We start from the raw sequence: 13266 nt of genomic DNA on the forward strand, positions 1-13266 counted from the left end.
GGGGAGTATGTTTTGGTTGTGAACGCCCGAAACGACGCTGCCTCTTCTCATACTCCCTTACTCCCATATTCCCCTACTCCCTTTCAGTCTCTGAGCTTGCCAAAGGCCCAGTGCGGCAGGAGCAAAAAATGTCAGACGATGTCGAACGCATTGACGTTCAGGCAGTCAATTCCCCCAAGACCCGTGCCCCTAAAAGCGGGAAGGCGCTTTATGCGGCGCGGGTGAAGATTTTTCCGAAGCGCGTGCAGGGCGAATTCCGGCGCTTCAAATGGATTGTTATGCTCATTACGCTGGGCATCTACTATCTGACGCCCTGGCTGCGCTGGGATCGCGGCCCCTATGCGCCCGATCAGGCGGTGCTGATCGATCTTGCCAACCGTCGCTTCTACTTCTTCTTCGTCGAAATCTGGCCGCAGGAATTCTACTACGTCGCGGGCCTGCTCATCATGGCGGGCCTTGGTCTGTTTCTCGTCACCTCCGTCGCGGGCCGCGCCTGGTGCGGCTATACCTGTCCGCAGACCGTCTGGGTCGATCTCTATCTCGTCGTGGAACGCGCTATAGAAGGCGACCGCAATGCGCGCATGAAGCTCGACAAGGGGCCATGGACCTTCGACAAGATCTGGAAGCGGGTTGCCAAACACTCCATCTGGATCGTCATTGGTGTCCTGACGGGCGGCGCCTGGATTTTCTATTTCGCCGACGCGCCGAAGCTGCTCATGGATTTCGTGACCGGTCAGGCCGCACCCGTCGCCTATTTCACCGTCGCTATCCTGACCGCCACCACCTATATTTTCGGCGGACTGATGCGCGAGCAGGTCTGCACCTATATGTGCCCGTGGCCGCGTATTCAGGCCGCGATGCTGGACGAAAATTCGCTCACAGTCACCTATAATGACTGGCGCGGCGAGCCACGCTCCCGCCATTCCAAGAAGGCGATTGCCGCAGGCGAAACCGTGGGCGATTGCGTGGATTGCAATGCCTGTGTCGCCGCCTGCCCGATGGGGATCGATATTCGCGACGGCCAGCAACTGGAATGTATTACCTGTGCGCTGTGCATCGACGCCTGCAATTCCGTGATGGACAAGATCGACAAGCCGCGTGGTCTCATCTCCTATGCGACACTGGCCGATTACGACTTCAACATGGCGCTTGCGACCAATAACGGTACCGCTCCCATCGACCCCGCCCGTGTCTACAAGGCACCGAACACGTTCTCGGACAAGGTGCAGAACCTGTCATGGAAGAAGGTGTTGCGCCCGCGCAGCATGTTCTACTTCGCTATATGGGCGCTCATCGGTCTGACGCTCGTCATCTCGCTGTCGACACGCCAGCGCATCGGCATCAACGTGCTGCACGATCGCACCCCGCAATATGTACTTCTGTCGGACGGATCGATCCGCAATGGTTACACGGTCAAGCTGCTGAACATGATCCCGACACCACGCACCTTCCGTCTTTCCATCGAGGGCCTGCCCGGAGCAACACTGACCGTTCAGGATGAAACAGCGGATGCAGACGGCAATTACGACGTGCCAGTGGAACCGGACCGTCTGAAGACGTTGCGTGTCTTCGTCACCATGCCGCATGATGCGATTACGGATCATCGCCACGACTATGAAATCGAGGTGCGTGACGCAAATGGCGCGGAACAGGCCCGCTACAAGGCAACTTTCATGGCACCGGAGGGCAGATAATGTCGATCAAGTCGAAAACCTCGGGCACGTTCACCGGCTGGCATATGCTGGGCATCATGTTCGCCTTCTTCGGTGTCATTATCGCCGTCAACCTGACCATGGCCTATAACGCTATCCATAGCTGGAGCGGGCTGGTGGTGAAGAACACCTATGTCGCCAGCCAGGAGTTCAACGACAAGGCCCAGACCGGCAAGGAGCAGGCCGCCCTGCAATGGCAGTCGAAACCTGCCTATGAGAACGGCGTTTTCACCTGGAAGCTGGCCGACAATGAAGGCAAGGCCGTCGTCACGACGGGCGGCACGGTGGAGTTCAAACGCCCGGTCGGCGATGAACACGACACCAAGGTCACGCTCACCGCCCGCGAGCCCGGCATACTGACCGCTCCGCTTGAACTTGGCGAGGGTGCATGGATCATGGAAGTGAATGCCGATGCCGGTCTCGAAGACCCCTATCGTCATATCATTCGCGTTCTGGTGAAGGACGGGAGAATACTATGAGCTGCTGCGTCGAGAATGCTCAGATAGCGACCGTTGTTCAGGCGGTTTCGGCGGATGAAATGCAGATTGCAAGCCGCGCGCTCGGTGACGGCTTTCGCCAGCTCGACCTGTCGGTTCCCGGCGTTCATTGCGGCCTGTGCATCAAGACTATCGAGGAGACGCTCGGCAGAATAGCGGGCGTTGCCTATGTCCGCGTCAACCTGACGGCCCGCCGCGTGACCGTGCGCTGGAAAGATGGCGAAACGCCGCCCGATGTGGTCGATCCGCTACGCAGGCTGGGTTATGAAGCGCATATTTTCGACATGGCGCAGGACAAGGACCCAACCTTCACACGACTTTTGATCGCGCTTGGCGTTGCAGCTTTCGCTTCCAGCAATGTGATGCTTTTGTCCGTTGCCGTGTGGTCGGGTGCGGACGCTGCAACACGCGATATGTTTCACTGGATTTCCGGCCTCATCGCCCTGCCGACGCTGATCTATTCCGGCCGGATTTTCTATGTTTCCGCGTGGAATGCGCTGCGAGCACGGCGCGTGAACATGGATGTGCCGATCGCGCTCGCCATCACGCTTGCCTTCGGCATGAGTGTTTATGAAACGCTGCATCATGGCCAGCACGCCTATTTCGATGCATCGGTGACCTTACTGTTCTTCCTGCTGATCGGCCGCACGCTCGACTACATGATGCGCGCCCGTGCACGTTCTGCGGTGCGCGGACTGGCACAACTCGGCAGCCGCGGCGCGGTGGTGATCGGCGAGAATGACGAACGCAATTACCTGCCGGTCAACGAAATCCGCCCCGGAATGCGCATCATTCTTGCGGCTGGTGAACGTGTACCCGTCGATGCCAAGGTGGAAGAAGGCCGCTCGGAACTCGATTGCGCTATTGCATCGGGTGAAAGCGATGCGGTTCCTGTCGGTCCCGGCTCGGATATTCGCGCGGGCACGCTCAATCTTTCCACACCGCTCGTCATTCGCGCGACGGCGGAAGCCAAGGATTCCTTCCTTGCCGAAATGGTGCGGCTAATGGATGTGGCGGAAGGCGGGCGCGCCTATTACCGTCGTCTTGCAGACCGCGCTTCCGAACTCTACGTGCCGATGGTCCATACCATCGCCTTTGCGGCCTTTGTCGGTTGGATGATCTATACCGGTGGCGACTGGTATCGTTCGATCTATATCGCGATCTGCACCCTCATCATCACTTGCCCTTGCGCGCTCGCTCTTGCAGTGCCGATTGTGCAGGTGGTTGCGGCCCGTCGCCTGTTCGAAAACGGCATCATGATCAAGGACGGCTCCGCCATGGAACGGATGGCCGAAATCGATACCGCCATCTTCGACAAGACCGGCACATTGACCCTCGGTCAGCCGGGACTGATCAATACCGATGCCATCGATCCCCACAATCTCGAAATCGCAGCCGAACTATCGCTTTACTCGCGTCATCCGCTGTCGCGGGCGCTTGCACTGTTCTCGGGCGCAAAACCGATGACCGCATTTACCCGTATCGAGGAAGTGCCGGGCGCAGGCATCGAAGCAGAGCTCAACGGCTCCATCTATCGGCTTGGCAAGCGGGACTGGGCGGAAAATAGCGCCACCGCCCTGCCCCATGCTGACGGCCCTGAAACCTGCCTTTCCATCGATGGAAAGCTGGTTGAGAGCTTCCATTTTGAAGACCAGCCGCGCGAAGACGCTGCCGGAGCTATTGCCACACTAAGGCAAAACGGCCTCAAGCTCGGCATCATTTCAGGAGACAGATTGCCCGCCGTGCAAAAGCTAGCGGGTTATCTCAGCATCGATAATTTCCAGGCGGAGGTATTGCCCGCCGACAAGTCGGAGCTGGTGCAGAAACTATCGGTCGAGGGTCGCAAGGTCCTGATGGTGGGCGACGGATTGAACGATGCTCCTGCCCTTGTCGCCGCCCATGTTTCCATGGCGCCGGCAACCGCTGCCGACATTGGCCGCAATGCTGCCGATTTCGTCTTCCTGCGTGAGAGCCTGTCTGCCGTGCCGCTTGCTTTTGCTGTATCGAAGGAAGCGGGCCGGTTGATCAGCCAGAATTTTGCGCTTTCCATCGGCTATAATATAATAGCCGTGCCGATTGCGATTTTTGGCTTTGTCACACCGCTGGTGGCGGCCCTTTCAATGTCGCTGTCGTCCATCGTGGTCGTCAGCAACGCATTGCGGTTGCGGGCTGGAAAACAAAAGCAACAGACGCAAAAGACTATCGCGCCTGTTGCCATCATCAAGGAAGCGCACAAATGAGTGGACTTCTCTTTCTCATTCCCATCGCGCTGTTTCTGGGCCTGCTTGGCCTTGTCGCCTTTCTCTGGTCGTTGAAAAACGGCCAGTATGACGATCTGGACGGAGCGGCAAACCGCATTCTCCTTGATGACGAAACTAGCCCGTTATCAAAATCGCGCGTAGATCATTGACATTCGTGCCGGTTGGCCCCGGTACGAACAGATCACCAACGGCGTCGAATGCCGTCCATGCATCATTGGCATTGAGCCGCGCCGCGCCATCTTCGCCCGCTTTTTGCAGACGCGAAACGGTGGAACCATCGGCAAAGGCGCCCGCATTGTCCTCCGAACCGTCAATGCCATCTGTGTCAGCGGCCAGCGCATGGATATTTTCATAGCCATCAATATCAAGCGCGAAAGACAGCAGGAACTCGCTGTTGCGCCCGCCCTTGCCGCCCTTGCCGCGAATGGTGACGGTCGTTTCACCGCCTGACAGAATGACCACCGGCTTCTTGAACGGACGGTCGCGGTCGGCCACTTCGCGGGCAATCGCCGCATGAACATGCGCCACTTCCCGCGCCTCACCCTCCATCGCATCGGACAGGATCACAGCTTCGACGCCATGACGCGCGGCTTCCTTCACCGCCGCTTCCAGCGAAACCGCAGCCGAAGCAATGACGCGCACTTCATTGCCTGCAAAAACCATGTCTTCCGGCTTCGGTGCGTGGGCAGCTTCGCTCTTGATGTGGGCAAGAACAGCTTCGGGCAAATCCAGCCGATAGCGTTCGATGATTTTCAACGCCTCATCGCGGTTTGTCTCGTCCGGCACAGTTGGGCCGGAAGCCACGAAGGCCGGATTGTCGCACGGAATGTCCGAGACGACCAGCGAGAAAACCTTTGCCGGATGCGCCGCTGCTGCCAGTCTGCCGCCCTTGATCGTCGACAGATGCTTGCGGACCGCATTCATGGCCGAAATCGGTGCACCGGATGCGAGCAGGATCTTGTTGACGGCGATTTCATCCTCAAGCGTCAGCCCTTCCGGCGGCGACGGCAGCAAGGCAGACCCACCACCGGAAACAAGCGCCACCACGAGATCATCTTCCGTCAGGTTCGACACAGCATCGAACAGCCGCTTCGAAGCCGCAAGCCCCGCTTCATCGGGAACCGGATGTGCGGCTTCGATGATCTCGATACGCTCGCAGGGCGCGCCATAGCCATAACGTGTGACCACCACGCCCTCCAGCGGGGCATCGTGTTTTTCGGCCCAGGCGCGCTCGAAAGCCGCCGCCATCTGCGCCGAGCCCTTGCCCGCGCCGATGACAATCGTGCGCCCCTTCGGCTTGGCCGGAAGATTGGCGCGGATCACCAGTTCAGGATCGGCAGCCGCAACAGCGGCATCGAAAAGGCTGGTCAAAAACTTTTTCGGATCGGCGATGGCAGTCATGAGATTCCCGATGTGATTTGTGGCTGGCAGGACTATTCCGCGCCGCACCAATAAAATCAATGGAGCCGGCCACTTCCTCCAAGCAGCCAGCTCCACCCTCTCCCTCCAGAGAATTCAAATCCCTGAGTTTGCAATAGTCGTGTCAGGCGACGTCGTGGTTCGCCATCCGCTCCAGAGCGCGCACCAGACCCGAATGGTCGAGACCATCGTCACCATGTGCCGCGCAGGAATTGAACAATTCCTGAGCCGTGGCCGTGTTCGGCAGCGAGACACCGAGCGCCTTTGCGCCTTGCAGTGCAAGGTTCAAATCCTTCTGGTGCAGCGAAATGCGGAAGCCCGGATCGAAGGTCCGCTTGATCATGCGTTCGCCATGCACTTCGAGAATGCGGGACGATGCAAAACCGCCCATCAGGGCTTCGCGTACCTTTGCCGGGTCTGCGCCTGCCTTGGAAGCGAAAACCAGCGCTTCGGCAACAGCCTCGATGTTGAGCGCAACGATGATCTGGTTTGCAACCTTGGTGGTCTGGCCATCGCCGCAATCGCCGACGAGCGTGATGTTCTTGCCCATGAGCTTCAGGAGCGGGAGCGCCTGATCGAAAGTCTCCTGTGCTCCGCCAGCCATGATGGAGAGACTTGCATTTTTCGCACCGACCTCACCGCCGGAAACCGGCGCATCGATATATTCTGCACCCGTCGCCCGCACCTTCTTCGCGAACTCTTTTGTCTCGATGGGCGAAATCGAGCTCATGTCGATAAGCGTCTTGCCTTTGCCGAGACCTTCTGCTGCTCCGTTCTCGCCAAAGAGAACTTCGGCTACCTGTGGCGTATCCGGCAACATAAGGATGGTGGTGTCGCAATGAGCTGCCACATCCTTCGGGGTATCGAGAATCTGCATACCGTTGTCGAGCAGTTCCTTGTGCGTCGGCACAATATGCTTCGACGTGAAAAGCTCGTGGCCCGCATCCTGCAGATGCCGCGCCATTGGCTTGCCCATGATCCCCAGTCCGATGAAGCCTATCTTGGCCATGTCGCTCACTCCCTAATCAAATTTACGCAGTCAGCCGTTCGGCTTCGTAGTTTTTGAACCAGCCGAGGCCTTCTTCAGTGGTGGTCTTCGGCTTGTATTCGCAGCCGATCCAGCCCTTGTATCCGGCGTTTTTCAGTGCTTCGAACACGTTCGGATAATTGATCTCACCAGTGCCCGGCTCATTGCGGCCCGGATTGTCTGCAAGCTGCACATGGGCAATCAGCGGCTTGTAACGTTCATAAGTCGCAACCAGTTCGCCGCGTGTCCGCTGCTGATGGTAGAGGTCGTATTGGATGAACAGGTTGTTGCTGCCCACTTCATCGATGATCGAAACCGCCTGCTCTACCGTGTTGAGGTAGAAGCCCGGAATGTCATAGTGGTTGATCGGTTCGATCAGCAGGCGAATGCCGTGCTTGCCCAGTTCCTTTGCAGCCAGACGCAGATTGCTGACGAAAGTGGCGCGCATCGCGTCTGGATCGATGCCTTGGGGCGCAATGCCGGAAAGGCAGTTGACCTGCGAACAGTTGAGCGTCGTGGCATAGTCGATGGCATCGGCCACACCGCGGCGGAATTCATCGACGCGATCCGGGAGAACCGCGATGCCGCGCTCGCCACCAGCCCAGTTGCCCGCAGGCAGATTGTGCAGGACCTGTGCCAGATTATGTTTGGTCAGCGCTGCCTTCAGCTCGTGCCGGTTGAACTCATAGGGGAAGAGATATTCGACCCCGGTAAACCCGGCCTTCGCGGCCAGCGCAAAGCGATCCATGAAAGGCGCTTCGTTGAAAAGCATTGTGAGATTGGCTGCAAATCTCGGCATTTTCGCCTCCTTTAAATTTTAGTCTAACAAAGCTGCGATAGCGGTCGGCGCATCTTCGCCACGTTCGGCCAGTTCCTCGAATTCGACAACCTGATCGATGTCGATACCCATGGAAATATTGGTAACGCGTTCCAGAATGAATTCCAGAACCACCGGCACCTGATGCTCCGCCATCAGCGCTTTTGCCTGTTCAAAACTTTCGGCAAACTGGTTGGGGCTGCGCACCCGGATTGCCTTGCAGCCGAGCCCTTCGGCAACCGCTACGTGATCGACGCCATAACCCTTTTCCGCGTCGCCATCGGCATTGATGTTGTCGAAGGCGAGGCTCACCTCGAAATCCATATTGAAGCCGCGCTGCGCCTGTCGGATGAGGCCGAGATAGGAATTGTTCACGACCACATGAATGTAGGGCAGCTTGTGCTGTGCGCCGACCGCCAGTTCCTCGATCATGAACTGGAAATCATAGTCACCGGAAAGTGCAACAATCGGGCGATCAGGATCGGCAGCACGGACACCGAGAGCTGCTGGCAGCGTCCAGCCGAGCGGACCGGCCTGACCGCAATTGATCCAGTTGCGCGGACGATAGACATGCAGGAACTGCGCGCCTGCGATCTGGCTGAGGCCGATAGTCGTCACATAGCAGGTATCGCGACCGAAAGCCTTGTTCATCTCCTCATAGACCCGCTGCGGCTTGAGCGGCGTCTGGTCGAAATGCGTCTTGCGCAGCATGGTGCGCTTACGCTCCTGGCATTCCCTTGCCCAGTCCGACCAGTCGCGCAGCTTACCAGCAGACTTCCATTCGGTCGCAACGTCCAGCAGCAGCTTCAGCGCCTTGCCTGCATCCGAAACGATACCGAAGTCCGGCGCAAAGACACGACCGATCTGCGTCGGCTCGATGTCGATATGGATGAACTTGCGGTCCTTCTTGTAGGTATCGACATTACCCGTGTGACGGTTGGCCCAACGATTGCCGACGCCGATAACGACATCGGAGGCCAACAGATTGGCATTGCCATAGCGGTGCGAGGTCTGGAGACCGCACATGCCCGCCATCAGGCGATGGTCGTCGGGAATGACGCCCCAGCCCATCAGTGTCGGGATGACCGGGATACCGGTGATCTCGGCAAACTCGACCAGAAGATCGGATGCGTCGGCGTTGATGATGCCGCCACCCGCAACGATCAGCGGACGTTCCGCGGCGTTCAGCATGGCGAGCGCCTTTTCGGCCTGCGCCCGCGTGGCAGCAGGCTTGTAGGCTTCCATCGGCTGGTAGGTATCGATATCGAATTCGATTTCGGCAAGCTGGACATCGATCGGCAGATCGATCAGAACCGGACCGGGACGGCCCGACTTCATGATATGGAATGCCTTCTGGAAGACAAATGGTACCAGTGCCGGTTCCATGACCGTGACTGCCCATTTGGTGACAGGGGCTGCGATCTTGGCGATATCGACCGCCTGAAAGTCTTCCTTATCAAGACGCGCACGTGGCGCCTGGCCCGTGATGCAGAGGATCGGGATCGAGTCGGCGGAAGCCGAATAGAGACCCGTAATCATATCCGTTCCGGCGGGGCCGGAGGTGCCGATGCACAGGCCGATATTGCCATGCTTGGCGCGGGTATAGCCTTCAGCCATATGCGAAGCACCCTCGACATGACGCGCCAATATGTGGCGGATCGAACCGCGCGCTTTCATTGCCGAATAAAATGGATTGATCGCTGCGCCCGGCACACCGAAAGCACAATTGATCCCTTCTCTTTCCAGCACAAGCACGGCTGCATCGACTGCACGCATTCTGGCCATGGCCATTCCTCCTATGGAATCTATCTCCATTTACAAACGTTAGTATTATAAAATGGAAATGCATACCATTATATGGAAATAAAGATTTTCAACGGAATGGAGATAATCCGCTGCTCTCTTTCCGAGTAGCAATGGATGCGATAGTGATAATTCGTGAGTTTAGGCGGGATTCGGAGACGGTGATGGAACAGGCAAAGGCGAAGCGGGGCCGCAAGGCGACGGAAAACGCGGCGCCCTCGTCTGTGCAGGTTCTGGATCGAAGCCTGAAACTGCTGGCATTGATTGCCGAGAACGATGGCTCGACACTGACCGACCTTGCCGATCAGAGCGGCATGGCGCCTTCAACTGTGCACCGCCTTCTGTCATCGCTGGCAAATCATGGTATGGTTTCCCACGATCTGGAAAGCGGAGACTGGACCATCGGCGTCAAGGCTTTCGAGATCGGCAATGCCTTTCGCCGGTTCCGCAAGCTTGGCATTCTGGCACGGCCCTATCTCAAGACATTGATGGAAACGAGCGGCGAGACCGCCAATATCGGCGTCGAGGACAGCGGCGATGTGGTGTTCATCTCGCAGATCGAAAGCCATGCGCCGATGCGCGCCTTTTTCCGGCCCGGACGGCGCGGACCGATCCATGCATCCGGTATAGGCAAGGCCATATTGTCCACCTGGTCGGACAAGGAAATCGCGCACGCCCTGTCAGGGCGCATGCTTGAGCATTTCACGCAGCGCACGCTCGACAACCTGCCTGCGCTATTGAAAGACATTCAGGCAACCCGCACCCGCGGCTGGTCTATCGATGATGAGGAACACACGCTCGGCATGTGCTGTATCGCCGCTCCCATCTTCAATGAATATGGCGAAGCGATTGCCGGTATTTCGGTTTCCGGCCCTGCGGTGCGTCTGCCGAAAAAGAGGCTCGAGGAATTCGGACCGCTGATCCGCTCCACCGCCGATGAGCTGACCCGCGCCATGGGCGGCAAACGCCCCGAAGAACTTTGAGTACGAAAAGGCCCGCAGCAGATCGCTCCGCCGCGGGCCATCCTCCTCCAAGGATTGGTTGATTAAGCCAGTTCGGCCTTGAGCGGCTTGCCAGCCACATAGGTTTCGACAATGGCGCGGTCATCGCCCAGCGTCTGCAACAGGAACAATTCCTGCTCCAGTGTCGCGCCAGCCGCCATGCGAAGCCGCATCGGTGATGTGGCCGATGAATCCAGCACCACGATATCGGCTTCCGTGCCCTCGTCGAGCGTACCGATCTTGTCTTCCATGGAGAGTGCGCGGGCATTGCCCAGCGTCATCATGTAGAAGGACTGAAACGGGTTCAGACGCTGTTCGCGTAGCTGCAGGATTTTGTAGCCTTCGTCCATGGTACGCAGCATGGAGAAACTCGTGCCGCCGCCAACGTCGGTCGCCACCGCCATGCGCACGCCCGACGCTTTCAGGCGGTCGCGGTCGAAAAGCCCGGAACCAAGGAACAGGTTCGAGGTCGGGCAGAAAACGGCAATCGAACCCGTTTCCGCCATGACGCGCACTTCACGCTCTTCCAGGTGGATCGAGTGGCCGAGCAGGGTCTTGTCACCCAACAGGCCATAATGTTCGTAAATGCCGAGATAGTCCGGCGCTTGCGGGTAGAGCGACTTGGTGAAAGAGATTTCGTCGTGGTTTTCCGAAAGATGCGTCTGGATGTAGCTGCCGGGGTGCTCACGGACAAGCGCTTGGCTTGCTTCGAGCTGCTCTGGCGTCGACGTAATGGCAAAGCGCGGGGTGATTACATAATCGAGGCGGCCCTTGCCCTGCCAGCGCGCAATCAGCGCCTTCGTATCGTCATAGCCGGATTGTGCCGTGTCGCAAAGTGCAGGCGGCGCATTGCGATCCATCATCACCTTGCCGCCAAGCATGCGCATGTTGCGATGCTGCGAAGCGCGGAAATAGGCATCGACGCTTTGCGGATGCACGGAGCAATAGGCAACTGCCGTGGTGGTGCCATGGCGGATCAGCTCGTCAAGAAAGCGCTCCGCGATGAATTCGGCATGCTGCTCGTCGGCAAACTTCTGCTCGGCGACGAACGTATAGGTGTTGAGCCACTCCAACAGATTGGCGGCATAGGAAGCAACCACCTGCGTCTGCGGATAATGGATATGCGTATCGATGAAGCCCGGCAGGATCAGGTGCGGGCGATGATCGGCGACGTTGACGTCGCTGCCTACCTCGGCACTGACTTCAGCATAGTCTCCGAGACGCAATATGCGGCCATCTTCGACCAGCACGGCACCGTCTTCAATGTAGCGATAGGCGGCATCGTCATCGAGGCTCTGCGGTTCGTCACGAAAGGTCAGCACGCGGCCGCGGATCAGAAGCTTGGTCATCAAATTGGTCCTTATTTCGGGCCTTGCGTGGCAGACTGGTACCAGGAGGCCAGAAGCTGGCGCTCTTCGTCGCTCACGCCGGTGACATTGGCGGGCGGCATGGCGTGCGAACGACCAGCCTGCAAATAGATTTCACGCGCATGGGCCGCGATGTCCCGGTCGGTGTCCAGCACGACGCCCTTCGGCGGCGCAATGATGCCTTCCCAGCCCGGCTCCTTGGCGTGGCACATGGCGCAGCGCCCAAGAACGGTATCCCGCACTTTTTCAAAGTGCGGGTCCGAGATGAAAGATTGCTGCAATGCCGAAATCTTCTGTTCTTCCGGCTCACCGGTCAGAACCTTCGGCACTGTCGACAGCCAGATGATGATGATGAACAGGATCACCGTTACCAGCCAGGTCCAGGTCGGGCTGCCCTTGCGGGCATGCTGCGTGTTGAACCAATGACGGATCGTGACGCCCATCAGGAACACCAGCGAGGCGATGACCCAGTTGAACTCAGTCCCGAACGCCAGCGGATAGTGGTTCGACAGCATCAGGAACAGAACCGGCAGCGTCAGATAGTTGTTATGCGTCGAACGCTGCTTGGCGATCTTGCCGTATTTCGGGTCCGGCTTGCGACCTGCGATCAGATCCGCCACCACAATCTTCTGGTTCGGAATGATAAGCATGAACACGTTGGCCGACATGATCGTGGCCGTGAAAGCGCCAAGATGCAGAAAGGCAGCGCGTCCGGTGAACAGGTGCGTATAGCCCCAGGCCACCACCACCAGAATACAGTAGAGGATGACCATCAGGAGCGTATCGCTCTTGCCGAGCATCAGCTTGCAGATGGTGTTATAGGCGATCCAGCCGAATGCGAGCGAACCGATCGAAATCGCGATGGCGACCGGCACAGAAACATCGAGCACGTTCGGATCGATCAGGTAGAGATCGGCGCCAGCATAATAGACGATGCAGAGCAGCGTGAAACCCGACAGCCACGTGGCGTAGGATTCCCATTTGAACCAGGTCAGGTGCTCCGGCATTTCGGCAGGCGCAACCAGATATTTCTGGATGTGATAGAAGCCACCACCATGGACCTGCCATTCCTCGCCATGCGCGCCGACCGGCAAGCCGGGACGCTGGCGCAAGCCCAGATCGAGCGCAATGAAGTAAAAGGACGAGCCGATCCACGCAATCGCGGTAATCACATGCAGCCACCGCGCTGCGAAGCCCAGCCAGTCCCAGGCTACGGCAAAATCATACATCAGGGACTCCCATTTCTTAGCCCGTTTCTTGGGCCACTTTTGGGACCCATTGTTCGTTGTTGCATTATGTGCCAAAGGAATCAGGTTCAGGGAACGTCACATCACGACCAGCACTTTCAAAAAAATCTAGACA

General features: G+C 58.1%; 11 protein-coding genes. 5 read left to right on the top strand and 6 right to left on the bottom strand.

The features are described 5' to 3' along the window. Nucleotides 1-128: 128 nt before the first annotated feature. Genes ccoG through ccoS form a run of 4 tightly spaced genes read left to right on the top strand, consistent with a single transcriptional unit; the run spans nt 129 to nt 4619 of the window. Nucleotides 129-1694, top strand: coding sequence for a cytochrome c oxidase accessory protein CcoG (gene ccoG, locus ACYSN1_RS04925; RefSeq protein WP_461724638.1), 1566 nt, complete (start codon nt 129-131; stop codon nt 1692-1694). Continuing rightward, complete coding sequence (locus ACYSN1_RS04930) at nt 1694-2191, top strand: FixH family protein (protein ID WP_461724639.1); 498 nt, start codon at nt 1694-1696, stop codon at nt 2189-2191. Before ccoG ends, ACYSN1_RS04930 begins: the two co-directional genes overlap by 1 nt. After that, nucleotides 2188-4449 (top strand): cation-translocating P-type ATPase, encoded by a 2262-nt coding sequence (locus ACYSN1_RS04935; protein WP_461724640.1) that lies wholly within the window; start codon nt 2188-2190, stop codon nt 4447-4449. The genes ACYSN1_RS04930 and ACYSN1_RS04935 overlap by 4 nt, the downstream gene beginning before the upstream one ends. Then, nucleotides 4446-4619 carry a cbb3-type cytochrome oxidase assembly protein CcoS gene (gene ccoS, locus ACYSN1_RS04940; protein WP_061345049.1) on the top strand — a complete coding sequence of 58 codons (174 nt, stop codon included), beginning with the start codon at nt 4446-4448 and terminating at the stop codon, nt 4617-4619. The genes ACYSN1_RS04935 and ccoS overlap by 4 nt, the downstream gene beginning before the upstream one ends. Here ccoS and ACYSN1_RS04945 read toward each other — a convergent pair. The 4 genes from ACYSN1_RS04945 to gcl form a co-directional block, all read right to left on the bottom strand. Further along, nucleotides 4585-5871: a glycerate kinase type-2 family protein gene (locus ACYSN1_RS04945; RefSeq protein WP_461724641.1), complete on the bottom strand. Its 1287-nt coding sequence runs from the start codon at nt 5869-5871 to the stop codon at nt 4585-4587. The genes ccoS and ACYSN1_RS04945 overlap by 35 nt on opposite strands. 142 nt (nt 5872-6013) lie before the next feature. Continuing rightward, complete coding sequence (gene glxR, locus ACYSN1_RS04950; protein ID WP_461724642.1) at nt 6014-6898, bottom strand: 2-hydroxy-3-oxopropionate reductase; 885 nt, start codon at nt 6896-6898, stop codon at nt 6014-6016. 22 nt (nt 6899-6920) lie between these two features. Beyond that, the gene (gene hyi / locus ACYSN1_RS04955) at nt 6921-7715 is read right to left on the bottom strand and encodes a hydroxypyruvate isomerase (protein ID WP_461724643.1); all 795 of its coding nucleotides are present in this window, start codon (nt 7713-7715) and stop codon (nt 6921-6923) included. An 18-nt stretch (nt 7716-7733) separates the two neighbouring features. After that, nucleotides 7734-9518: a glyoxylate carboligase gene (gene gcl / locus ACYSN1_RS04960; protein ID WP_461724644.1), complete on the bottom strand. Its 1785-nt coding sequence runs from the start codon at nt 9516-9518 to the stop codon at nt 7734-7736. A 182-nt stretch (nt 9519-9700) separates the two neighbouring features. Between gcl and ACYSN1_RS04965 the strand changes: the two genes are divergently transcribed. After that, complete coding sequence (locus ACYSN1_RS04965) at nt 9701-10519, top strand: IclR family transcriptional regulator (RefSeq protein ID WP_461724645.1); 819 nt, start codon at nt 9701-9703, stop codon at nt 10517-10519. 62 nt (nt 10520-10581) lie between these two features. On the opposite strand, the gene guaD is transcribed toward ACYSN1_RS04965, so the two are convergent. Both guaD and ACYSN1_RS04975 read right to left on the bottom strand, forming a co-directional pair. Further along, entirely contained in the window at nt 10582-11886 is a 1305-nt protein-coding gene (guaD, locus tag ACYSN1_RS04970; protein WP_461724646.1) for a guanine deaminase, read from the bottom strand. Nucleotides 11887-11897: 11 nt separating this feature from the next. Further along, nucleotides 11898-13133 carry a urate hydroxylase PuuD gene (locus ACYSN1_RS04975; protein ID WP_461724647.1) on the bottom strand — a complete coding sequence of 412 codons (1236 nt, stop codon included), beginning with the start codon at nt 13131-13133 and terminating at the stop codon, nt 11898-11900. Nucleotides 13134-13266: the final 133 nt, after the last annotated feature.

This window comes from Brucella sp. LJL56, assembly GCF_054871705.1.

Coding starts and splice junctions, on each gene's coding strand:
- ccoG (WP_461724638.1), top strand. CDS start 129: ATGTCAGACGATGTCGAACGCATTGACGTTCAGGCAGTCAATTCCCCC.
- ACYSN1_RS04930 (WP_461724639.1), top strand. CDS start 1,694: ATGTCGATCAAGTCGAAAACCTCGGGCACGTTCACCGGCTGGCATATG.
- ACYSN1_RS04935 (WP_461724640.1), top strand. CDS start 2,188: ATGAGCTGCTGCGTCGAGAATGCTCAGATAGCGACCGTTGTTCAGGCG.
- ccoS (WP_061345049.1), top strand. CDS start 4,446: ATGAGTGGACTTCTCTTTCTCATTCCCATCGCGCTGTTTCTGGGCCTG.
- ACYSN1_RS04945 (WP_461724641.1), bottom strand. CDS start 5,871: ATGACTGCCATCGCCGATCCGAAAAAGTTTTTGACCAGCCTTTTCGAT.
- glxR (WP_461724642.1), bottom strand. CDS start 6,898: ATGGCCAAGATAGGCTTCATCGGACTGGGGATCATGGGCAAGCCAATG.
- hyi (WP_461724643.1), bottom strand. CDS start 7,715: ATGCCGAGATTTGCAGCCAATCTCACAATGCTTTTCAACGAAGCGCCT.
- gcl (WP_461724644.1), bottom strand. CDS start 9,518: ATGGCCAGAATGCGTGCAGTCGATGCAGCCGTGCTTGTGCTGGAAAGA.
- ACYSN1_RS04965 (WP_461724645.1), top strand. CDS start 9,701: ATGGAACAGGCAAAGGCGAAGCGGGGCCGCAAGGCGACGGAAAACGCG.
- guaD (WP_461724646.1), bottom strand. CDS start 11,886: ATGACCAAGCTTCTGATCCGCGGCCGCGTGCTGACCTTTCGTGACGAA.
- ACYSN1_RS04975 (WP_461724647.1), bottom strand. CDS start 13,133: ATGTATGATTTTGCCGTAGCCTGGGACTGGCTGGGCTTCGCAGCGCGG.